Consider the following 20,946-nt stretch of genomic DNA (forward strand, 5'->3'; position numbering starts at 1 on the left):
TCAAATAGATTTTTGAATAGCAAAATAGCTAATAATACGAAGTGTTGATCAGGATTTTTTTACTGCGAAAGTTGAGTAGTTAATGCAAAGGGTCTATGGGGAATAATATGTCATCTTAAAAAGCGGAGAATGTTTAAAATGAACAAAGAGCTTCTTAACAAGATAGATAACTTTTTGAGAAACGAAGAAAAATAGCAGTCTTATTGGTAAACCTGCGAGTATTCAAGAAATCAAAAATGCAGAAACGTTTTAAATGTAAAATTTAATGATCAGTGTATAGAATTTATTAAATTATTTGGCGGGGCTTATGGAGGATTAGCCATCAGAGCTTTTAGCAATGGAAATTTAATTTTTAAAGCAGTAAGAGAAAGTTGTTGAAAGTTTAAGCGCTACAGTTTTGCCCCATTGGGTGCGAAAAAAGGGAAAAATAAAGGTAACAGATATTTTAAAGGCATTAGTGAATAAGAGCCGAGATATTGGGCCTATTCTAAAATTGGGAAATATAATAAAACTTCAACTATTGCCGCGATACGCAAAGAGAATGGAGGAAACAATTATAACTAGTTTTCCAAATTTGTTGAATAAACAAGACTTTTGAGGGGGCCTGAAAAGCGATGATGTACATTGAGCGATGGTGGGGAGAATATATCGGTGGAACCGATGATACATACACTTTGATCGACTATTTCGTTAACAGAGAATTTGAGTCGGATATTCCAACTGAAATAAACGTTAAAAATATTTTGCAAGACTTTCAACTAAATAATACGCGGGAAATTAAAGACTTACGCCAAACGAAAGATATTTACTATATTATAGAAAAAGAGTTTTTTCAAGATATAGGCTGTGTAATTAATTTGTTGATGGATATTACGGCTATTATTCTGGAATGTCAAAAAAACGGTAAGGTTCATCTTACGGATTTAGCTGGCGGTATCATGGACAAAAATGCTGTTATTTCTTTGAAAGTGGAAAAAGAAGAAATGGCTTTTTTGAGCGGAGTATTGGAAGATTTTATCCATAACCCTTTAAGTTATGATTTGGCGGAGTTTTGCCCGGAAGATGATATGAGAGAAATCGCAAAGGCATGCAAGGAGATTATAACAGAACTAAATATATAAAATCACAAATAAATGTAGCGGTGGAATGAACATAATAAACAACAGGAAATCGGCAGGTTCCGAAGTCATTCACCTGAGGAATGCATTGGAATGGTTTTGCGACAATGTCGATGGATGATGTGGATAGACTGAAACTCACATGCTATATATTTGTATTTTTACCGTATGAGGCAGCAGACCAAATAGCCAGATTGGATACTCTGAAAGAATTAATTGATCACATTTAGGAGCTTTCCGAGGGAGAACTGTATCTGATTTCTTACGCTTCTTAATTGAGAAATTAGGGATACCGAATCCTGTAAAGAAAAGGTCATGCAACCCGGTAATAGACTAGGTATTTAAAAGATAGCATCGATATCGATTTGGGTGCTATACCTCGTTTTCGTCACCTGATAAATTAGAGCGTATTGTGAAAATTTATACAAACATCAATGAGTAGCATAAATCCTTTGGAATTTGGATAAAATTGCTACTCTTTCTTTTTAAGATACTACATCATACCAATCAAACAATCATTTGACTTTTGGAAATTTTAGAATTTCTCGTTAAGTATCGTGAGAAGAAAAAAATGCAAATTGTAGAACAACTACATGATGAAGGATGATATTTATGAGTTACTATAAATTATTTAATGTTTACAAACGAGTTGTTTTTTTATGAGAAAATATAGTTTTAATGACAGTGTAATTGAAATAGATCCAAGGTATTTAGAAGAAGGAGTCCGTGTTGCAGAAGAAGAGCAGTTTGAATCGATTCGTATTAAGGGATTTGTTGATGATGTTGATTTTAAGTGTGATTTAGATCTTGCTCCTTTAAAAGATAAGAAATTTATTAAAAATCTGGCGATTAACAACAATTTTAAATTAAAAAGTGTTGCCAATATTGAAGCTCTTTATTCTTTGGTGAATATGATTGATTTTAAGGTATCCTTGCAAATCCCTATTGATTTTTCACGATTAAAACAACTAGAAGAACTATATCTCTTTAATAGTTGTTATGAAAACTTAGAAACACTTACAAATTTAAAAAGTCTTTATATTTTTGGATATTCAAAACAAAATTGTCATGAGTTGAGAACATTAAAAGAATTGGTTTATCTACGACTAAGTGGGTCTAAAAAACTGGAATCACTTGAAGGTGTTGAAGAATTAGAAAACCTTGAAACTTGCTGGTTGGCTAAAAACAATTACCTTTCTGATGCAAATAGCATATCTCAACTAAGTAGTTTAAAGTGGTTACATGTAGAAGGTTGCAAAAACCTAATGGATTATTCATTCTTGAATGATAATGGATCCATAAAAAAATTGTTAATTTCAGATCTAGTCTCTTTGGAGTTTGTAAGAACCATGAGAGCATTGGAGACCATTAACTTTTGGAACTGTAAATCAGGGGACTTAACGCCATTACTAGAATGTCCGACATTAAAAGAGGTTTCTTTTCATCCAGAGAAGAGGCATTACTCTCATAAAAGAGACACTATAAACAATCTCCTAAAAAACAAGAGCTAAACAAGGGAAGATTAATTAATGATGAAACGACAGGTCTGGTAGGAGGAATTGAGCAGGCTCAGATTCAGTACTAAGGTACTCAGATCGGCTTATAAACGAGGAGAGCAAACGATGAAAACATCTAAAAGTAATTTTCAAGTGGGAGATATTTTTAGTGTAAGATTAGATAATCATGAGTATGCATTTGGACGCTGTATTTCTCAAATAAGTTTAGGACATATCGTTGAAATTTTCGATTATTTTTCTGAAGAAATTATTTTTGATACAAATATTACCGAAAAGAGGCTTTTCGAGCCAATTCCTATAGATACTTGGGGATTATTTGGTAAAAGAAAGAAAGAAGGTATTTGGAAGGTAATTGGCCATGAGGATTCTTTCAAACCAGAAAATGTTGATCATTTGCGCTATTGGGGTATGGCTGCTGAGAAGGTTACAGATACGAAACTATTAGGTGTTTTTGATAATGATTGCGGAAATATAGAATATTCTATTGTTAATGGGGATGAACATCGAATTCAATCTGAAGGATTACATTTTAAAATTAAAGGTAGAAAGAATGAAGTTTTTTTACTTAGAAGTCCATGGGGGGGCATACAGGTTAAGGAAGAGATTGAAAAATATAGACAAAAAATTAGTGAGTCTGTTGGTGTTAAATAACAAGGCGAATTACAGTTTATTGGAAAACATTTTGTGAGTAATCGAAGCGTAAGTAATAAATCTGGATATCGAAGAGGATTTTTAGCCTATGAAAGAATTTTTTGATGAGTTTGGAAAAAGGTTGATCATGGCAGTTAGGAATGACTTTAAAGAATTGTCAAAAATAATTGGAAACGAAAGAATATATGCTATTTGTTTAGTAACTGACAGTGATGCTATGACAGTATTTTTAGCGATAAATACTTTCGAAAAGATGGAAAGTAAATATCATAAGTATACTCAGAAGAATCGGTCAGAGAATTTAAGTGATGAAGTTTTATACAAAACTATAAAATGGGTTCCTGCTGAATGGGAATACGATGATAGCGATCTTGAACAGAGTGAGATAGTTTTAGTTTCAGACTATTTGGCTGAGAAGAGGGAATCTATTGAGGACAGTAGATTTCAGGAGTTTGAGGAGGGATTTTATAAAACAATGACTGAAACATTACTTACATTACACAATGAGGGTTTGTTTTGTCATGAAAAAGATGACATAACAATATTTATATCTATTTCTGATGATGACCGAGCAGAAATGATTGAGAATTATTCAGCGGGGTTGCTGAACTCAGAAAATGTAAGGAGTAATTTTGTAAATAGATGGAGTTAAAAGGATTTCAAAAGAAATGTAAAATTGAAATTATCAATAAAATGATGAAGCTATCCTTCTATCTACATGAGTATTTTTCAGGCAATAATTTTGAAAAATTCGAAAATATGACGAAGTATTCTTCACAGAATATCTCCTAAATACCAGATAATCTAGCAGAATACTTTTAATAACGAGTAGGAGCGATGAGCTTGTTTAGTTTTTTTCGTAAAAATAAATCTTTTGAAATTGATGTTGACTGGTTTAATAACTTGCTGATAGCTGTTTTAGAGAACTACCAAATGAATATTCAATTTATTTAAAACAAATAAAAGAAGGGCTTTTACAAGGTGCTTTTCCGGTAACTGGATATTTAAATAATTACATTGGTGTTTCATTTCATAAGGAAGTTATAAAAAAATATGAAAAAAAAGGTGAAAAGGAGTTTTCTATCACAGGTGTTAAATTTTTTAATAAAAAAGCAAGTAAAGATGTCAATCTTGAGATTTTTTTTAACTACGGAGTAATTGCGGGTGTCTCCTCAGATGTTGAATTAATCCAATGTGATTTAGACCTAAGTCAAATAAACATTGACTTTGTTAAGGTGAAAGAAAAACCTATAGAAGGAACGATAAAAAGGAAACTACTATCTTGGGGAATTCAAAGCTTTAATGAGAGTGAAGTATATGAAGTTATAGTAGAAGATCGTAGAATGTTTCACTTAAGGGATTTATCTGATGGTGATTTCTTAGCTTTTGAAGATGGTGATTTATATTTAATTAGTATTTCTCTCAAAGAAGTATTAAAAATTTCTTCTGTACATTATGAAAATATTAAGATGAATTTATTTGATCTATCAGAGGACAATATATATTCTTTTATTCAAGAATTCTTATCAGAAAAAAACTGACTACTTAAAGAAAGCTCTAAATCCGAAGGGGTGTTAGGAATGAAAGGATACATTTTAAATACGCAAAGAATACACATGATTGGGTTGCCTATCATAACGATATATCAATTGATTACAAAGAATTTAAGAACAGTTTATGAAAAAATATAATTAGAATTGTAGATTATTTACAAAGACGTTTGACGTTAAAGAAAAAATGATGAAAAGAAATGAGGACTTTAATATGGGAAAAGGATTTGAAGCGAGTCCAGAATTTAAAGCCATGATTAAAAAATCAGCTAGAGATCGATATATTTACTCTGTAAAACGTATTGCAGACTGGGAAGAGGCGTGGTCATTGAAATTAGATGAAGGGTTTGTTACAACTTCAGATAAAGAAGGAAATCTTTCTATGCCTATTTGGCCCTTCGAAGAGTATGCTTTGAAATGTATAGGAGAAGAATGGGGAAACTGTAAAACACAGAAAATACATATAAATACACTAATAGACGGAATATTACCTAACCTGTCGGAAGAAGGAACGTATGTAGTTGTATTCAAAGTACCAGAAGATGAAGAAGTTATAAGAGTATCTGCGGATGACTTTAAAAATAATTTATTATACGAATGTTCTCAATTAGAATAAAATCTTTTGAAATATGGATGTTAATAAAGTTTGGGCAATGTGTGTAGAGCAAGCAGAAGAGTAGCATAAATACTAAGCCGGGTTTTATTGCTACTTTAAAATGAAACGCAATGTAGGAGATTCTCTTATGAGATGCGAAAAACCTAAGCAACAAATTGACAAGGGTATAAGAGAGATGCAGATGCTGAAGAATTTGTAGTAATGAAGTAGCCTCTGTAATGGAGGAAGAGAGGAGCGGTACTGTTATCTATACTTCAGAAATAAAACAACAAGGGAATGGGTGATATGAAAATGGAGTTGGGTATGAAGATAGAAAAAATAATAAATGGTAAGTTAATGGATCCTGATATGGAAATGGAAGAGTTTGAGCAACTATTGTCAGAAATAATTAAATCAAACAATAGTGAATATATACGAGCGCTGTATTTGGCTTTTGATGATAGGTTCGAGCTACCGGAGTATGGGGAAAATTTATTGTATACAGTAGAACATAGCAGAATAATGTTTGGAGATGAAATAGGATTTGAGATATTAATTGAAATGCTTCCAAAAATGCTTCCTCATGCTCAACAATGGGCAGAATGGATGCATGCAAGAATTTTAAACGAAGAAATAGGCAGAAAGATTTATGCAGCTTTAGTTTCTAATGCAGATCCTAATTTACAAAAGTTAGTTATTAACATTATGAATCAATTAAAAGAAGAATCGCCGAGTCATTATGATTCAACTGCAGAGGTTTTATCGATCATTGAGGCCCGTACAGGTGAACTCCTTTAAAGGATGAAAGTATATCATTATCTTTACATATATTTTTTTGTTAGAAATAGAGTTTCCTATTCCTTGTATTTAGTGTATATCAGCTTTTGACATAAGGAATAAAATCGTTTCGACCTTTGAAATCAGGCGGAAAAGTTAATGAAAGATTTCTATGCAGGTGGGGTGTAAGTATGGTAATAAAAAAATTTAAATTGATGTTATATGCTCCTGGGTTAGTTGTGTTTGATCCCCTAACTTTAAATAACTATTTAGAGAAAAATAACATTGTTGAAAGCGATTTGCTCAAACTTTTTTGTAACAATGAAAAAATTGGCCAGGAGGTTATTTCTCAAGGTTGCATTATTCCAATATACGAAATTCCTGAACTCGATGATCACTATCAAATAATAATTAACCATGAACAGGATAATGCCTCAATACCTGAACAAAATAATATCTTTATAACAAATCCTTTTCCTCTACATGTTACTAGTGGAAATCTTATTATTTCGGATATCTCTGCTATTATTGATTGGGATAAAAATTATTACGTAAACTATGAAAATATAAAAGATGAAAGTTACGACAATTGTAACAGTGTGCAGATGTCGAACAACAATTACTCGGTTAGAATAACAGGTTACTGTGGTAATAAATTAAAAACCAATATAGAGTTTGGCTATATTTTTAATTTTAGTGCTACTGAAAAGCTACCACACTTTGATTTTACAAAGAGTATCGATGAGTATAATTTTGTAGTCGATCCTGAAAATCGAGGGAGTAAATGATACAAATTTTCCAAAATAGGAGTTACAAAACATATGTAAAGAAGAAGTTATAAGCTCTTTCTGTACATATGTTTTTTGTGTTAGAAATGGAATTTCCTCCTCCATGTAATATGATGCTTTTTGTTCAGATGAACAATTGGTATTTATATTTAGTATGGGAATTCCTCTTTGGTAGATGTTGAAAGGAATTTTATCATGGAAACGATGAAAAAATAGATTTTTAATACAACATAGCAAATACGTCCGTAAATCAGCTGGTACAATAATAAAAGCGAGGTTAATGTTAATGAACGAGGATATTAAAAAAATTATTGATTGCCTAAAAGAAGGTTTAAACGAAAATCACTCATATATAGTTTTTGGAAAATTAAATGATGGCATCAGGGAAGTTAATTCTTTAAAGTTAGGGAAATATTACGATTTATTAAAATTAACAAACGGTGCGCGCTGTGGTGATATTGATTTATGGAGTTACAGTGAATTAGAAAGCAATCAATATGTTCTGTCAGATATTCAAGATGAAAAAGAATCGTGGTTATCGATAGGGCACATTCTTTATGATCCATTAATAATTAACAGGTTCGATGGGAATGTTTATAGGTTCATTACGGATGAAGGTACTAAGATGAGTTGTTATGGAGAATTCGATTCCTTTTTAAAAAACTATGTTTTTGGATCTGGATATTGTAAAGTTATCCCGAATTCTGAAGAGGATGATTGGATTTTATTTCTGAAAGAGAGAGGAATAATTTCTGATTAGGATATTTATGCAGGAGAAATGTTGGCAGACCCTTAACTTCAAGTGAATTAAATACATACGGAAGAAATACAAATACCCCTTCGGCAAAATTGCACTAATTGAAAGTTGGTGAATTTATTGCAAGAGTTTATCAATGAAAAATTCCATGATGCAGAGATTTATTGTATAAAGAAAAATAAAAATAGTTTAGAACTATATCTTTCGCTTATTAATAAAATTGATAAGGTAATTACTTTTGTTAATCCTGTTTTTTGGGAACTTACCTCCTTTGAACAACAAAATATCATATTTGAATTTTCAACGTTTGACGGAAAAAAGATTCCTGGCTTTTTATTGGAAGAATATCCAGAGCTAAATAATTTTAAAATGAGTAGTTATCAAATTTCTTATCTTGATTCTTCAATAGGACTTCGAGGTATTATTGTATATGAATTACTTGAAATAAAAAATTAGATTCCAGAACAGATGTATAGAAAACGTATAACCTTTTCTTTACAAGTGTTCTATCGTTATAATGGACAATCTAGTTAGTCAATCTGATTTTTTGCATTTTAATGGATTAAGGGTTAGTGAAATACCTACATATAATGGATTATGATTTAAAACCTTAAATGAAACGGATAGAAAGTAGGAACCTAAATGGAGTTGAATAAAAAGGCTCTTAAAATTTTATCGGAATACGATTTACTACATCCAGATAAAACTTCAGAGGAGGACTTTCAATTTGCTAAGGATGCAGGTTATATGTTTGACAGTATTACTCAAACACATGATGAAACAATAGAGTTTGCTTTTCAAGAGTTAAATAAATGTAAGAAGAAAAATATGACAGATTTATTTCTATCAAGTTTAAGTTCAGGTCGTTTAGATTGGAGAATTGGCTTATCTGCATATAATATTTTGAAAGTGTTTCCCAAACATTCCGTCGAGACTAATGGGGTAAACTGTATTATTTGTTCAAGTAAACCGTACGAGTTAGTCGATTTTTCGTTCATTAATAGTATTCGGTTTAAAATAGGAGGAATTATCAGCGGAAGAATATATCATTTGGCTTTTATACTTCAACAGCATAATAAGCTTCCGTATGTAACGCCGTCAATAAAAGATTTTGATATTTTTCAATCTATTATTGAGATTATTAGGAATGCAGAAAGAAATGATACACCTTCTAAAGTACAAAAAAAGATTAGAAAAATTGAGGGATTTAAATCAAATGAAGAACAAAGAAAAGCATTACTGGAGACGCTTGGTTTTTGTAGTATTTTAGAAACAGAAGAGCATAAAGGTTTTTTACACCAATTCACAAATCTTGGTTTAGCTCCAGGATCTAGGCATAGTTCGGATTGGTTATATCCCGTCGATTGGTGGAAAGGGAGAGACGGTATAAATCAAGATGCACTAAAATTTTGGTTTGGTGGATATGAGGAATTACAAAATTTGTTTATGTAATGTATATTAATATTTGGGGAAGAATTAAGTGTTTTTGGACAACAAAAATAATATATAGTAACTTTTAATGAAAGAGCAGCAAAAATTCTATTGAGAATTATTGTTGCTCTTTTTAATGAAGTTTCCAAGATGCTCCTACATTTGTTTACTTAAAATATAGCAACAAAGATACCATACTAATCTGATAGTTTTATTAATGAATATATTCGGATATTTACGAAAAATCAACTTGATTGGTATAATATGGAGATGATGATAACTTCTCACATTGCACAAACTGAATATTCTCTTCATCACTGGATTAGTACTCTGCAAAATAATAAGGAGAGCAACAGCTATCTCGATTTTACGACAGAATACGAATGTCAAAAAATAACAATGTGCATTTTTGCTGATTAACTACTTTTCTATACAAGTGCGTGAATAATTACAACTTGACACGGAGCCTTTACTCGTATAATTCGATAGCCTAGAACCCAGCTATATCAAGGTCTGGCTAACCGGTCAAGGCTATCATGCTCGGCACTCCCTGTAAAGTTGTAATATACAAAGGAAATCAAAAATGTACTTTGTTAAACAAGCATTTTTGTACATATTTATTTCAACGTTTATAACAGAAAAGATACAGGAACTTAGAACTGCAGCTATCGTGCATGGAAAAACATGAATTTGTATCATGCAATGCAAAATAGAAGGGGAGTTTATAATGAGAGATTTAAAAATTCTTAAAGAACGAAAAGAGTGTATGCTTTTTCAAGCGAGTGAAAATGATAGCGGTAATGGATGGCTCGGGGGGAATGCACCTGCTTATTTCGATGAACTGGAAGGCATAGTGAATAAAGAAACTGAGTTGAATTTTTATTTGACGATTGTTAACCCTTTTAATGATAACGAAATGCTCTCCATTTTTGCCCCTAAAAATTTTGAAGAACGTATTTCTAAAAATAAATATCCAGATTGTTCATTGTTAACAATTATGCATCCTAAAACAGAAGAAAGTATATTTGATGCTTTTACTAATCCTGATTTAGTAAAGCATTTTATTTCGGAAGCTAATATTGTTTGTGATAAAAAATCATTCAAAGAAAGTTTTCTTATCAAATTTTTGGGAACGCCAAAGCATATTCAGGAAGAAGAGTATTATTATAAGGAGTTGCATGATGATGGTTTTGATTTTCTATTCCAAGTCGATGAGGAAGGGTATCCAGATACACTAATAAAACCAAGAAAAAGTTATCCCTTTGCCTTCGGTGCTATATATTTATATGCACAGATTTTAGACGATTCGATTGAGAGTCCCTTAAAAGCTTATTGGCAATATTCCTGAAGAGAATTTGAAGGTTTTAATGATCCACGTGAAGATGAAAAATATAACTTTAATGTGGCAGAGATGGATTAAATCATTATCGCAGATAACAATTGCGAGTGGCACTCCTATTTATTGGAAATGAAAGGTTTGAATAGCCATGACTCATTAACTAGATGAAGTGCTTTGAAAAGGGGACGTTCAAATAAGACTAAGCTGTCCAGAATGATAAAGCAATTACATTTTGTAGTTGTTTTTGCTATTCGGTTTAAAGGGAGATTTCGATAAAGGTGAAGACAAAATACCTAGATATTATATTACTAGAAGATTTAACTTTTGTAGATTTAGTAAAAAAAATAGAAAAAGTTTTTAACGTTTCATTACCCTATGAAAATAAAAAAGGGCGATATATAGCAGAAGGCCAAAAAGGCAGATATAAAATAGAACTTATTGATAGATTTGATGATCTTAGTGAACTTTTGTGTGATGAGCATCATGTACTTTCTCTTAGTATACCTTTTGAAGAAGAGTTTCATTACATTGTTATAGAAAATGAGGTAATGAAACTATTAAAAAATTATGATATAAAGTGGAAATTTGGAGTTTGGACAGGTCCAAGTGAGTCTAACAAGCCTAGAAGAAATATTTCCCCTGATGAAGAATAGGATTTTGTTGAATTACCTTGCTATTACATATGAGAAAAACAAAGTTTCATTCCTTGAATTGCTTAGAAAGGAGGGCAAATAATCGATGTGGAATTTTAAGAATTTATTGAGTGATAGGACAAAAGCGCTGATATTTAAGGGGAGAAAATGCACTAACCGTGATACTAGTTGGATTGGGGGGAATGCCCCAGCGTACTTTGATGATCAGAAAGATTTTCAAAGTAAATATGGTTCTACATATTACTTTTTCTTATCATTAGTAAATCCTCTAGATCCAACTATGATGTTTACGATTTTTTTCCCTAGAGAGTATGATGAATACTTAGATAATAACAAGTATCCTACATGTACGATTCTACTAGTCGAACATCCTGTTGCTCATGAAAGTAGCACAGATGTGTTCACTAATCCTAATATGAAGAAGTATGCTATTGGTAATTGTGAAGTAATAAATAACGACACAAGTGATAATCAAACCTTTTTAGTGAAATTTGGAGGCACTCCTGAACACATCCAAAATAAAAGATTTTATACTAAAGAGTTAGTAGATGATTCGTTTGAGTTTTTATTTCAAATTGATGAACAAGGATATCCAGAAGAAGATGACTTTATCAAGGGGAATTATCCATTTTCATACGGTGCCATATACATATATGCACAAATTAAGATGGAGAATATTACAAATCCTGTTGTTGGATATTGGCAGTTCTCTTAAATGATTTAGACATTCAAAAGGCAGATGCAAGAAGAATAATAGGTGAATTCGAGCACACGGTGGAACACAAAATGAACTTAAACAAATGTAATATAAATTCAAATAATGGTACTTATGAGGGGAGGGATTACAGTTGGAAAGCAATCTTCATAAAAAAATACAGAATAAAGTTAAAAGATGGAGTAAAGGATTTGCAGACAGAGAACGGGCTTTTATGTATGAAGAAAGTTATATGATAATAGAAAATTTTTTGGAAGGTTCAAAAGAAAGAAAAGATTGTATTACTTTAGGCATTACATGTAATATACTTTCCACATGGTACTGTGCTGACTTTCTAGAACGCTATTTGAACAACGAGGGTGATTATTCATATTCACTTAAGCAATGTATGCTATGGGGAACAATAGATCATCTATTATATGCAGCAGGAAAACAAGGGGATATTAAACCAATATGGTTTGTTGATGTATGTTTGTCTGCTTGTAATCTATTAATTTTACAAGATGTAGATAAAGCACATAAATTGTTGCAGTATACCTCTCCTGAGAAAATAGATTTTAAAGTAGAGCCACCCGAATCAGTTTGCCAGTTCGTTAACAAAATGTTTTCAATATTTTATAAGGATAAAGAAATTTTCTACGAATTCCCAAAACCGCTTAATGACATATATTCTAATTTCTTAAACGATTTGACGGATGAAACAAAGAAAGACATAAATGCTTCTGTGAATCAAGCCTGTGAATTTCATTTAAGTAGAACAAAAATGTACCAAGAATTTGATAGAGAAGATAAAATGCTTTTACCATCAGAGATATTAGCCCCTCTTTTGTTGGGAAAAGAATGGGGTTAGATGTGGAAAATATTGAACACCCACTTATTAAAGATTTGTTCCCAGTAATTGAGGGTTTAATAGAAGTTGATATAGATCCTGTATTTTTAAAGGTTGTCGATTATATATAAATACATATGTATATTGGTATGATTTTTAGCATTAGTAAAAATTTTGCATAGTCAGTGAGAGAAACAAGCCACATCCTATATAACCTTAACCTCAAATTAAATGAGATAAGGTTCGTAGTTGCATCAAGAATAAACATTCATGCCCAATTATTATTTCGACTGCAAAGATTCCACTGCAAAGATATTCCATGGACAATTTTTTATTTGTAATTGAAAAAGGGGGGAGAAAATATGACAAAAACTGTTTGGAAGGCTAATCAAGTGATTAGTATAGAAACAAGATGCAAAGATGAAGATAGGAAGGACAATATTTATGTTTTAGCACAAATGATTAATAAAGCTCAATTACTGATTTTTGACTTATACAGTGACGATAATAATTGGGGGGATGTTAATTTAAACGAAGTTCCGATTTTATTTAGTACGACTGTAACAAGACAGTTTATTAAAAATAGTAATATTTATAAACAGGCGTGTTGATTAGGAAAAAATAAGTTTATTATTGAGCGATAAAAGGATTTTTTCGTTACCACTTTGCTAATATATTTCCATTTTAACTGATTGTAGCGAAGGGCTACTCGACTCCCGCAGGAAAGCGAGTAGCCCGCAGCGGAAATCAGCCTCTTTGGATGTATAAAAATGGTTAATCAACACACCTGATTTATAAACAAAGCATAAAACCTCTTACAAATTACAAACTCCCAAAATATAAAATAGAATCTCTAGGTATGGGACGTAGACATGTACCTGTATGGCAAGGAACAACAAATGAGCGGAAAGTATTAATATTGGGTCAAGGTGGAGGTAGATTAATAGAAGAAGATATGTCTACAGGTAGTTATAAAACTATAATAATCATGCCTTCAATTCCTGTAACAGATAGCGAGACAATTGATAAATATGAATTAACTAATGTCCGGGTTTATGCAGAATTTAATGAACGGTTATATCTTTGTTATAAGTTTGGGAAAAACGTCGATCCTTTAAAAGATCTACTATTGGATAGACCAATCCCTTTAGAATATACAGAATATATTGATATTATTTCTTCGTAAAACTCTATTGAGCGAGTGTACTTATTCTTGATACTGCGGAGGCATTCTTTGGAAGATGTACTTGTGGAGCCCAAAGGAGTAGCATAAATCCTAAGAATATGGATTATATTGCGACTTTTTCGTTTAACTAAAAAATTGTTTATTACCTTTTGGAAAAGCTTTCAAAAAGGGAACCGGATTATATGTCAGAGGTGAAATTAATGAAAAATACGGCTTTGTTGTTGGAACAAGGTTATTGTTCCAACCATTTTAAAAATGCAAAATTTCAAACTAAAAATTTAGCACTAGAAATCCCTTTTAATGAAACTATTAGCGAATACGATGTTTGTAGGTTTAAATTGATTGTTGAAGAAGTGAGAAGTGAAAAACAATTATTATTGGACTCCGCTATATTAGGTGAAAAAATATCTGAAATAACATATAAAAATGTATCGTTTTTGGATCAAGACTTTGTTCGTTATACACATGAAAATAATTTTGAGTTACTTAAAAATAGTGAAAATGAGACTATTCAACAAGCTCTTAAAGATGGGGTATTACATAAAGAAAATTCCTATCGAAAGGATTACATAGAATTAAACGGGGAATACGATATAAAAATTCAAGTTTTTCGACAAGGGATTCGTCATCCCGATTTTTTATCATCAGAATCCCCTCAATATTTTACGGATTATGAACAAAAAATTGAAACAATTACGGTTTATGTGTTGATATATAGAAGCTCTATTGATATTCAAAAAAACAAAAAGTTTGCTAATTCTTCTGTTTACGGAAGTTTGGGGAATCTAGGATTTTTTATGGTTGATCTTAAACTATTTAGTGAATTTATAAGCAATGAAGTTGGTAATGAGCCAATCAATCTTGTTGATTTATTTACTACTACCGATTTAGTTGATAAATGTTTTGAAGAAGGTATGCTGATTATTACTTGGGGGATTAAGCCTTGGCATTATTATATTCAAACGATGAATAGCTCAATTATATTTGATGAATGCATAGTCAGTGGAACCTATAAAATTAAAAAAGAGATAAAGGAGTTATCTGTTATTCCTGGTGATGAATTGCTCACGTGGCCAGAATGTCTAGAAAAAGAATGGTCTAAAATACAATTGGAAGGTACTGGTGAAAAAATTGATCTTTCGCTATGTACTTGGTCAGGTGCTCTCGGAAACGAAATAATTCCGATGTATATTCTTCAAAGAAGTGAAGAAAAGGTAGAAAATATAGAACCGATTATTAACTACAGTTTCTTTTGAATTTTGATTCAAATAAATACTTGAGATTAAAGGCATTCCTCTACTCTTTTAGAAATAGATTGTAAAAGACGACCTTGTTCGTAAATATTCATCTCGCATTACTTATAGTTTTTTTATGTAATCTTGTAATTACTTAGAGTATACAACGTTTACCGTTACATAATAGATTACGAAATAACCATAGAGGAAGGGAATAGGGGTATAAATTATTGAGAAATAAAAGCGATGTGTTATAATAGGGGTAAGAAAAAGACCGTATGGTGCGGTAACACCATACGGTCAAGTAACAAAACAAACGCTTTAAGAGCGATTGGCAAGAGCAAAAGTAAAAGCACTTTAACCCTGCTTAGGTTTTAAAGGGTGCTTTTACTTTTTTTGTGAAAAAGTATATGACAATGCAAGGATAGCTATAATTAAAGTACCAAGACCAATAGCTAAGCTTAATGCTTCATATATTGTCATAAGCAATCCCTCCTTTCTCTCCTAGAACTAAATAGCAAAATTTGAATTAGGAGTAGTAGAGAAGATCGCCAATCACCCTTAAATACCTTTATTCTGTTACTCTTTAATTATACCATTTTTTCTATCATTATCATAGATTTGCTATCTCTTACTAGATTCTAATTCCTCTAACTGATTAGTTATTCTCTTCTTCGATTTTTAAAACTTTATCACTCAATAATTCAATTGATTATTTTCTTATCCATGGTTTGTATTTGCCGATATACCGATTATGTGTAATAGGGCTGCGTTAATGGTGTATCCTTCAACATACAGCTATCGATGGGGAGCAGACATTTAGCATATAAATTGAATTTGGAAAACCAACTACAATAAAAGGTATAGTTGACATATTTGAGTTTGACGAGGATTTGAGATTTGTAGAAATCTAAGAACAGTACAATTACTATATTAACTGGTTAAAAGTTTAGAAGGTTAGGTTTGTTAGTTGAAGAAGAGTTTTCCCAATATAAACATATGCAAGAAGTTGGTCGAAACCCTTCTTTTGCATATGTTTTTTTCGTTTTAAAATGGCATCAGAACACACAGGTAAGTAAAAACGGATTAGTTATTTTACATAAGTGAGTAGAGGATTGCTATATATTTGTGAAACTAATATTTTCGCATGCAGTTTCATTGATAGAAGCCTTGAAACTATGGTTTTTGATTCAGATACTTATTTTTGCTAAAATTACAATAAAGGTAATTTATAGTATTGATGGTAATTATATATGCGTATGTGTTGGATCGACGAACAGTAAACAAGTTTGGTCAAGTGAGTTAGGTATTTATTGTCGGGAAAACCAGCTGTATATAAGAGAGGAAAGATTGACTAGAAAGTTATAAATGAGGGTGGTATTGAAAAATGTCAATTGAAGTTATTTTTAAAGGTGTAGAAAATGGATCCAATGTAGCTCGATTGGGCGGATATAGCTTCTTGCCTGAAAGTATTGATTGGCCATTAAATCCAGATGGAGATAAATTAACACTTGTATTATGTTTACCAACGGATTTTCTTAATAAAACTTTAGATTTAAACTTACCAGAAGAACATGTTCTATCCGTTTTTACAACGTATAAAAAAGATGACTACTTTTTAGATTCAATCACTTTTCATGGAGATGAAGAAGAGTTAAAAAATATTAAAAAAGGATATACAAAAGTTTTATTACACAAAGCAGGTGATATTCGAAATGAATCAGACTTTCTAATACCAGCACAAGAGTTCGTTTTTGGAGATGAAGTAAATTTAGATTTAGAAGAAGTTGATGAAGAAGACTTTGACGATATTGAGATTTACTGTGGTTCGTTGATCGGCAATAAACCATCTTTGTTACAAGTAGAAAATATGGGTTTGGATGATTATCAATTTTGCCTACAAATTTATGGCGGTGATTTTCCAGAGGGATTCCAGGATGTGTTTAGCCTAAGTGACTCGGTTGGATATTTGTTTTTAAATAAAAATGTTGATCATGCAGGTGTTTTTTTCACACAATGTACGTAAGCAATAAAAAGTAGTAATAAATTAAAAGGAAAAGTAGGAAATGAACTTACATGAACAATAATTCTAAAGGTAACATTAATGATTTTCTGTATGCAGATATTTTATTTGAAAATTCTTGGAAGGGGATTTCGGCTTCCCAGATAAACGAAATTGTATCTGACGAGTTTCCAGGGAAAAAAGATTTTATAGCGTTTTATCTTGCTAAAAATGGAGGGGTGTTTACTAAAGGGGCATATATTTATCCTGATCATTTTTATGACCTATCCAACGATTATTTCTCGATTGAGGTTGGGAGTTTTTTTCATATTCCATTAATCGAAGATGATGATGATTCTGATTACACAATGTCCATAGAAAGAGCAAAAGATAGAAGGATTGATTACTCCGAGGATTTCGAGAACTTCACTCTATTTCATATCCCTTTTGCTGATAATCATGCGGATAATGATTTTTGGATTGATATCCAAACAGGAGAAATAAAATATATGGATTACGAAGAAAGTTACGACCCTGATGATGCCATCGTTGTAGCACCTTCATTTTTGGGATTTTGCAAATGCATTCAGGCGAAACGTAGGGAATAGATGCTTACTAATTAATTTTTTTTAGTGGAGGGTTAAGATGAATTTTATTAATGATAAACAGCTAATAGCTCCTTTTTTTGGGTGGATCGTAGTAGTAGCTCGGCGTCCTTTTGTTTATATGTTGGTGAATATAAGCAAGAGGTTTTTGATACACGAGCTGATGAGGGATTTGAAGGAGGAGGTTATGATTGGGAGTCTTTGGCGATTGTCTTTCTTGAAGAAAAAATGCCCGAATTAAAAGATATTGTTAATTTTGATTCCGAAGCCAGTATGTTTTGTGCTTATTCTTCTGATAAAAAAGCATTAGAGAAGTTTGCTATTTCATTTAAAAATACATGTGAAGATGAATCGACTATTACGGATTTATTTTCTCGTGCAGAATTGGATTGAAGGTATTATTTATAGACTTTCTCGGGCGAGATACACGCCAATAAACAATATACTCAATGTTATTTTTGTTTTCAGAAGAGGAAGCCCGAGAGAAACCTTGTCTTGGAGTTCGATAGGGGGAGTCTAGATAAAAAGGGGTGTAAATAATGAGAAGCTATGCATTTAATGATAGTATTGGCTATTTTGAGATAAACCCACTTTTCCTTGAGGAAGGTATACAGATTGCTGAGAAGGAAAATTACCATTCAATTCGAATCCGTAATTTGAATCTAGATGCAGATTTGAAATGTCACTTAGATTTTTCATCTTTCAACAACAAAGCATTTATCAATAAATTGTTGATTAGCGATAATTTTAAATTATCCAAGTATCAAAATATTGAAGCATTATCTACATTAACTAATCTTACAGAAATCACACTATCTCAGCCAATAAAGCTTGATTTGAACTATTTTAAAAAATTAGAGGAGGTTGTTGTTCGAAAAGATTACTATCTAAACTTAGATAAACTAGTAAATTTAAAAAGCTTATACGCAATTAAATATATTAATCCAGATTGTAAAGAGTTTTCTTCATTAAAATCATTAGAATTTTTGCGTCTTGACACCTCGACTAAGCTAAATTCTTTATCTGGGATAGAGGATTTAGATTCCTTGAAATGGTGTTGGTTCCAGTATCTGAATAACCTAGAAGATGCACACGCTCTTAGTAAACTAAAAGGACTTGAAAGACTCCAAATCGAAAAATGTAAACAACTTACTGATCTAACATTTTTGGCAGGAAATAGTACTATAAAAGAATTACAGGTTTCAGATGTTGATTCTCTTGAATTTGTGAAATCTATGAAAAATTTGCATAAAATAAATTTTTGGAATTGTAAAAGTGGAGATTTATCACCATTGTTAGAGTGCCCATCACTAAGCGAGGTTTCATTTCATCCTGAAAAGAGACATTACTCTCACAAAAAAGATGAAATCAATAAGTTGTTACAACAAAGGAAGTCCATTTAACTTGCAGAATGAAAGGAGGGCTGCTCAATGAAATTTTCATTTATTAAAGATAACTCTGATCTTCAGTTTTCCAAAATAAAAAGTAATGAAGTTGAACGAGTGGAAGATGAACTAGGTATTGTTTTTCCAAAAGAACTAAAGCAATTTTTGACGGAGATCGGTTATGGGTCTTTTGTGGGCGAAGAAGAGCTTGACGAAAATTGTGTATTGAGTGCCGCATCAATTAGGGATTTTCGGTTAAGACAAGGTTTTTTTGATGCATATCCAAGCTACGATGAAGAAAGTAAATTAGTCTTCTTTATTGGATGGGAATCAGTTCCTTTTTCAATCGGATTAACTGATGGAGAACAAAATGCTGTCTATGATAACGAAAGAATGATTGCAAACTCTCTTGAGGAATTTTTATTTAAGATTATCGAAGATCCCGAATACTACCAACAGGATTAGTGCGAAAGGATAAAAATGGCGAGAAAATATTGCCGTTGTGTAACGTAAAGAGCTGTTTTTAATTCAAATAGTACGCAGGCTCTAAAGCTAAAATAGAAAGGTGGTAATATATGGAGTTTTATGAGAAAATCGAACAAGTAACTACAAAGGATGAATTTTTAGAGTTTTTAAATCTGCTTTCAAAGGATTTTAAAATTAATGTAGATGAATGGGAAAATAAATCTATTAATTACTATCTTGAAGCAATTGAATCATGGATAGAGAGTATGGAGAGCTACTATAAGAATAGTGATTTACCAGTACCAAATAACATTGATTGGAATTTCCTGGCTACAATTTTTTATGTAGGTAAAATCTATGAATAACAACATGCTTTAACAATTAATGTATTTTTACATACACGAGAACAGCGAACAGTCAGTCATTTTGTTTAAAAACTTTTGTTTGAAAGAGTAGGGGAGGATGGTATTTTCTTTTTTTAAGAAAAAGAAAGAGCCGCAGCAATTGAAAAATAGAGTAGAGTTTTACATCACAAACTTATCACTAGGTGCAGCAGATGCCTATGACGTATTAATTGAAAAATCCAATATTGAAATTGAAGAGTCTGGCTGTACATCGCATTGTGAAATTTGTGAGCAAGGGATCTTCGCTATCGTCAATGGAGAAGTCGTCACTGCAGATGATGCAGAGACGTTAGTGAAGGCAATTGATGAAGAAATCAAACAAAATCCGATTTATTAAAATGAAATACTGAATAGTCAATGAAATCTTTGTGAATGTTGTGGTGCTTTAAATGAGGAAGATTTCTGTTCCAGGGCTACGCTTTCATGCGGATGAGCTTATAGCCGCATCCTCTGCTAATGTTGTTGCTGTCGCTACGTTAGCACTTCGCTTTCGCACAGATAAAATATTGTTGCTGTCGCTACGTTAGCACTTCGCTTTCGCACAGATAAAATATTGTTGCTGTCGCTATGTTAGCACTTCGCTTTCGCACAGATAAAATATTGTTGCTGAAGGTTTATTAAAGTTAAGTAGTTGATTGGAGTGGAGACTGAGCGACTCCTTGGGGATCAGCGATAGAGGAACGAAGGCTAAAACCATCACGTCCTGTGATAACGCCTTCGTGACCAACATCCTGTTGCCCCAAGCGGCTCATCGGACGCCCCCAGGAAAGCGCTCAGTCGGAACGGAAATCAACCCCTCATTTTTGCCGAAGTTATTTAATTACACTTTAATATCATTGACTGAATAGAAAAAACAGCTTGTTAGCATAGTAAGCGCCAAATACAACCCACCTTCTAACACTGTCTGTACTATGTGATAATCACAGTACATTCTTCGTTAGGAG

The 20,946-nt window shown here is 32.0% G+C and carries 28 protein-coding genes; 26 read left to right on the top strand and 2 right to left on the bottom strand.

Annotated features, from left to right (window positions below; translation table 11 throughout):
- The first annotated feature begins 614 nt into the window (after positions 1–614).
- From AMS59_RS11165 to AMS59_RS11250, 18 genes are all read left to right on the top strand, one after another.
- Complete coding sequence (locus AMS59_RS11165) at positions 615–1,121, top strand: imm68 putative immunity domain-containing protein (protein ID WP_053483828.1); 507 nt, start codon at positions 615–617, stop codon at positions 1,119–1,121.
- A gap of 656 nt (positions 1,122–1,777) precedes the next feature.
- A complete protein-coding gene (locus AMS59_RS11170; protein ID WP_053483829.1) occupies positions 1,778–2,629 on the top strand; it encodes a hypothetical protein in 852 nt (283 codons plus the stop codon).
- A gap of 111 nt (positions 2,630–2,740) precedes the next feature.
- Positions 2,741–3,286, top strand: a complete 546-nt coding sequence (locus AMS59_RS11175) for an Imm26 family immunity protein (RefSeq protein WP_053483830.1) — start codon at positions 2,741–2,743, stop codon at positions 3,284–3,286.
- A gap of 88 nt (positions 3,287–3,374) precedes the next feature.
- On the top strand, positions 3,375–3,938 hold the full coding sequence (locus AMS59_RS11180) for a DUF4303 domain-containing protein (protein WP_053483831.1): 564 nt from the start codon (positions 3,375–3,377) through the stop codon (positions 3,936–3,938).
- A 583-nt stretch (positions 3,939–4,521) separates the two neighbouring features.
- Positions 4,522–4,827, top strand: a complete 306-nt coding sequence (locus AMS59_RS25120) for a hypothetical protein (RefSeq protein WP_156304619.1) — start codon at positions 4,522–4,524, stop codon at positions 4,825–4,827.
- A gap of 223 nt (positions 4,828–5,050) precedes the next feature.
- Positions 5,051–5,452, top strand: coding sequence for a DUF2750 domain-containing protein (locus AMS59_RS11190; protein WP_053483833.1), 402 nt, complete (start codon positions 5,051–5,053; stop codon positions 5,450–5,452).
- 303 nt (positions 5,453–5,755) lie between these two features.
- Positions 5,756–6,229 carry an Imm30 family immunity protein gene (locus AMS59_RS11195; RefSeq protein WP_234007740.1) on the top strand — a complete coding sequence of 158 codons (474 nt, stop codon included), beginning with the start codon at positions 5,756–5,758 and terminating at the stop codon, positions 6,227–6,229.
- Positions 6,230–6,399: 170 nt separating this feature from the next.
- Positions 6,400–6,996 carry a hypothetical protein gene (locus AMS59_RS11200; RefSeq protein WP_053483835.1) on the top strand — a complete coding sequence of 199 codons (597 nt, stop codon included), beginning with the start codon at positions 6,400–6,402 and terminating at the stop codon, positions 6,994–6,996.
- Between the two features lie 286 nt (positions 6,997–7,282).
- Positions 7,283–7,756: a hypothetical protein gene (locus AMS59_RS11205; RefSeq protein WP_053483836.1), complete on the top strand. Its 474-nt coding sequence runs from the start codon at positions 7,283–7,285 to the stop codon at positions 7,754–7,756.
- Between the two features lie 117 nt (positions 7,757–7,873).
- Positions 7,874–8,209 (top strand): hypothetical protein, encoded by a 336-nt coding sequence (locus AMS59_RS11210; RefSeq protein WP_053483837.1) that lies wholly within the window; start codon positions 7,874–7,876, stop codon positions 8,207–8,209.
- Positions 8,210–8,395: 186 nt separating this feature from the next.
- On the top strand, positions 8,396–9,205 hold the full coding sequence (locus AMS59_RS11215; protein WP_053483838.1) for a hypothetical protein: 810 nt from the start codon (positions 8,396–8,398) through the stop codon (positions 9,203–9,205).
- A gap of 706 nt (positions 9,206–9,911) precedes the next feature.
- Positions 9,912–10,532: a hypothetical protein gene (locus tag AMS59_RS11220; protein ID WP_053483839.1), complete on the top strand. Its 621-nt coding sequence runs from the start codon at positions 9,912–9,914 to the stop codon at positions 10,530–10,532.
- 269 nt (positions 10,533–10,801) lie between these two features.
- Positions 10,802–11,176 (top strand): hypothetical protein, encoded by a 375-nt coding sequence (locus AMS59_RS11225; RefSeq protein ID WP_053483840.1) that lies wholly within the window; start codon positions 10,802–10,804, stop codon positions 11,174–11,176.
- An 85-nt stretch (positions 11,177–11,261) separates the two neighbouring features.
- The gene (locus AMS59_RS11230) at positions 11,262–11,891 is read left to right on the top strand and encodes a hypothetical protein (protein WP_053483841.1); all 630 of its coding nucleotides are present in this window, start codon (positions 11,262–11,264) and stop codon (positions 11,889–11,891) included.
- 133 nt (positions 11,892–12,024) lie between these two features.
- Positions 12,025–12,741 carry a hypothetical protein gene (locus AMS59_RS11235; protein WP_053483842.1) on the top strand — a complete coding sequence of 239 codons (717 nt, stop codon included), beginning with the start codon at positions 12,025–12,027 and terminating at the stop codon, positions 12,739–12,741.
- Between the two features lie 341 nt (positions 12,742–13,082).
- Positions 13,083–13,331: a hypothetical protein gene (locus AMS59_RS11240; RefSeq protein WP_199777727.1), complete on the top strand. Its 249-nt coding sequence runs from the start codon at positions 13,083–13,085 to the stop codon at positions 13,329–13,331.
- Positions 13,332–13,579: 248 nt separating this feature from the next.
- A complete protein-coding gene (locus tag AMS59_RS11245; protein ID WP_199777728.1) occupies positions 13,580–13,906 on the top strand; it encodes a hypothetical protein in 327 nt (108 codons plus the stop codon).
- 200 nt (positions 13,907–14,106) lie between these two features.
- Positions 14,107–15,162 carry a hypothetical protein gene (locus AMS59_RS11250; protein WP_234007741.1) on the top strand — a complete coding sequence of 352 codons (1,056 nt, stop codon included), beginning with the start codon at positions 14,107–14,109 and terminating at the stop codon, positions 15,160–15,162.
- 366 nt (positions 15,163–15,528) lie between these two features.
- Here the strand turns inward: AMS59_RS11250 and AMS59_RS26250 are convergent, their stop codons facing one another.
- Positions 15,529–15,624 carry a putative holin-like toxin gene (locus tag AMS59_RS26250; protein WP_234007742.1) on the bottom strand — a complete coding sequence of 32 codons (96 nt, stop codon included), beginning with the start codon at positions 15,622–15,624 and terminating at the stop codon, positions 15,529–15,531.
- Positions 15,625–16,528: 904 nt separating this feature from the next.
- Here AMS59_RS26250 and AMS59_RS11255 point away from each other — a divergent pair.
- The 8 genes from AMS59_RS11255 to AMS59_RS25125 all read left to right on the top strand — a co-directional run bounded on the left by AMS59_RS11255 (position 16,529) and on the right by AMS59_RS25125 (position 20,529).
- The gene (locus AMS59_RS11255; protein ID WP_053483844.1) at positions 16,529–17,167 is read left to right on the top strand and encodes a DUF1963 domain-containing protein; all 639 of its coding nucleotides are present in this window, start codon (positions 16,529–16,531) and stop codon (positions 17,165–17,167) included.
- A 50-nt stretch (positions 17,168–17,217) separates the two neighbouring features.
- Complete coding sequence (locus AMS59_RS11260) at positions 17,218–17,751, top strand: hypothetical protein (RefSeq protein WP_053483845.1); 534 nt, start codon at positions 17,218–17,220, stop codon at positions 17,749–17,751.
- Positions 17,752–17,832: 81 nt separating this feature from the next.
- Positions 17,833–18,141, top strand: coding sequence for an immunity 51 family protein (locus AMS59_RS11265; protein ID WP_053483846.1), 309 nt, complete (start codon positions 17,833–17,835; stop codon positions 18,139–18,141).
- A gap of 146 nt (positions 18,142–18,287) precedes the next feature.
- Positions 18,288–19,151 (top strand): hypothetical protein, encoded by an 864-nt coding sequence (locus AMS59_RS11270; protein WP_053483847.1) that lies wholly within the window; start codon positions 18,288–18,290, stop codon positions 19,149–19,151.
- Between the two features lie 27 nt (positions 19,152–19,178).
- Entirely contained in the window at positions 19,179–19,598 is a 420-nt protein-coding gene (locus AMS59_RS11275) for an SMI1/KNR4 family protein (RefSeq protein ID WP_053483848.1), read from the top strand.
- A gap of 110 nt (positions 19,599–19,708) precedes the next feature.
- Positions 19,709–19,963, top strand: coding sequence for a hypothetical protein (locus AMS59_RS11280; protein WP_053483849.1), 255 nt, complete (start codon positions 19,709–19,711; stop codon positions 19,961–19,963).
- Between the two features lie 97 nt (positions 19,964–20,060).
- Positions 20,061–20,339, top strand: coding sequence for a DUF1450 domain-containing protein (locus AMS59_RS11285; RefSeq protein WP_082337468.1), 279 nt, complete (start codon positions 20,061–20,063; stop codon positions 20,337–20,339).
- 52 nt (positions 20,340–20,391) lie between these two features.
- Positions 20,392–20,529, top strand: coding sequence for a hypothetical protein (locus AMS59_RS25125; RefSeq protein WP_156304622.1), 138 nt, complete (start codon positions 20,392–20,394; stop codon positions 20,527–20,529).
- 96 nt (positions 20,530–20,625) lie between these two features.
- On the opposite strand, the gene AMS59_RS26665 is transcribed toward AMS59_RS25125, so the two are convergent.
- Entirely contained in the window at positions 20,626–20,754 is a 129-nt protein-coding gene (locus tag AMS59_RS26665; RefSeq protein ID WP_255350008.1) for a hypothetical protein, read from the bottom strand.
- Positions 20,755–20,946: the final 192 nt, after the last annotated feature.

It is taken from the genome of Lysinibacillus sp. FJAT-14745 (genome assembly GCF_001275675.1).
GTDB lineage: Bacteria > Bacillota > Bacilli > Bacillales_A > Planococcaceae > Lysinibacillus.

Excerpts from the sequence above, each read along its gene's own strand:
- AMS59_RS25125 (WP_156304622.1), top strand. The coding sequence starts at position 20,392 with ATGAGGAAGATTTCTGTTCCAGGGCTACGCTTTCATGCGGATGAGCTT.
- AMS59_RS11180 (WP_053483831.1), top strand. The coding sequence starts at position 3,375 with ATGAAAGAATTTTTTGATGAGTTTGGAAAAAGGTTGATCATGGCAGTT.
- AMS59_RS11230 (WP_053483841.1), top strand. The coding sequence starts at position 11,262 with ATGTGGAATTTTAAGAATTTATTGAGTGATAGGACAAAAGCGCTGATA.
- AMS59_RS11205 (WP_053483836.1), top strand. The coding sequence starts at position 7,283 with ATGAACGAGGATATTAAAAAAATTATTGATTGCCTAAAAGAAGGTTTA.
- AMS59_RS11280 (WP_053483849.1), top strand. The coding sequence starts at position 19,709 with ATGGAGTTTTATGAGAAAATCGAACAAGTAACTACAAAGGATGAATTT.
- AMS59_RS11165 (WP_053483828.1), top strand. The coding sequence starts at position 615 with ATGATGTACATTGAGCGATGGTGGGGAGAATATATCGGTGGAACCGAT.
- AMS59_RS11170 (WP_053483829.1), top strand. The coding sequence starts at position 1,778 with ATGAGAAAATATAGTTTTAATGACAGTGTAATTGAAATAGATCCAAGG.
- AMS59_RS26665 (WP_255350008.1), bottom strand. The coding sequence starts at position 20,754 with ATGAGCCGCTTGGGGCAACAGGATGTTGGTCACGAAGGCGTTATCACA.
- AMS59_RS11200 (WP_053483835.1), top strand. The coding sequence starts at position 6,400 with ATGGTAATAAAAAAATTTAAATTGATGTTATATGCTCCTGGGTTAGTT.
- AMS59_RS26250 (WP_234007742.1), bottom strand. The coding sequence starts at position 15,624 with ATGACAATATATGAAGCATTAAGCTTAGCTATTGGTCTTGGTACTTTA.
- AMS59_RS11245 (WP_199777728.1), top strand. The coding sequence starts at position 13,580 with ATGGGACGTAGACATGTACCTGTATGGCAAGGAACAACAAATGAGCGG.
- AMS59_RS11195 (WP_234007740.1), top strand. The coding sequence starts at position 5,756 with ATGAAGATAGAAAAAATAATAAATGGTAAGTTAATGGATCCTGATATG.
- AMS59_RS11270 (WP_053483847.1), top strand. The coding sequence starts at position 18,288 with ATGAGAAGCTATGCATTTAATGATAGTATTGGCTATTTTGAGATAAAC.
- AMS59_RS11215 (WP_053483838.1), top strand. The coding sequence starts at position 8,396 with ATGGAGTTGAATAAAAAGGCTCTTAAAATTTTATCGGAATACGATTTA.
- AMS59_RS11260 (WP_053483845.1), top strand. The coding sequence starts at position 17,218 with ATGAACAATAATTCTAAAGGTAACATTAATGATTTTCTGTATGCAGAT.
- AMS59_RS11285 (WP_082337468.1), top strand. The coding sequence starts at position 20,061 with ATGGTATTTTCTTTTTTTAAGAAAAAGAAAGAGCCGCAGCAATTGAAA.
- AMS59_RS11275 (WP_053483848.1), top strand. The coding sequence starts at position 19,179 with ATGAAATTTTCATTTATTAAAGATAACTCTGATCTTCAGTTTTCCAAA.
- AMS59_RS11220 (WP_053483839.1), top strand. The coding sequence starts at position 9,912 with ATGAGAGATTTAAAAATTCTTAAAGAACGAAAAGAGTGTATGCTTTTT.
- AMS59_RS11250 (WP_234007741.1), top strand. The coding sequence starts at position 14,107 with ATGAAAAATACGGCTTTGTTGTTGGAACAAGGTTATTGTTCCAACCAT.
- AMS59_RS11255 (WP_053483844.1), top strand. The coding sequence starts at position 16,529 with ATGTCAATTGAAGTTATTTTTAAAGGTGTAGAAAATGGATCCAATGTA.
- AMS59_RS11190 (WP_053483833.1), top strand. The coding sequence starts at position 5,051 with ATGGGAAAAGGATTTGAAGCGAGTCCAGAATTTAAAGCCATGATTAAA.
- AMS59_RS11175 (WP_053483830.1), top strand. The coding sequence starts at position 2,741 with ATGAAAACATCTAAAAGTAATTTTCAAGTGGGAGATATTTTTAGTGTA.
- AMS59_RS11240 (WP_199777727.1), top strand. The coding sequence starts at position 13,083 with ATGACAAAAACTGTTTGGAAGGCTAATCAAGTGATTAGTATAGAAACA.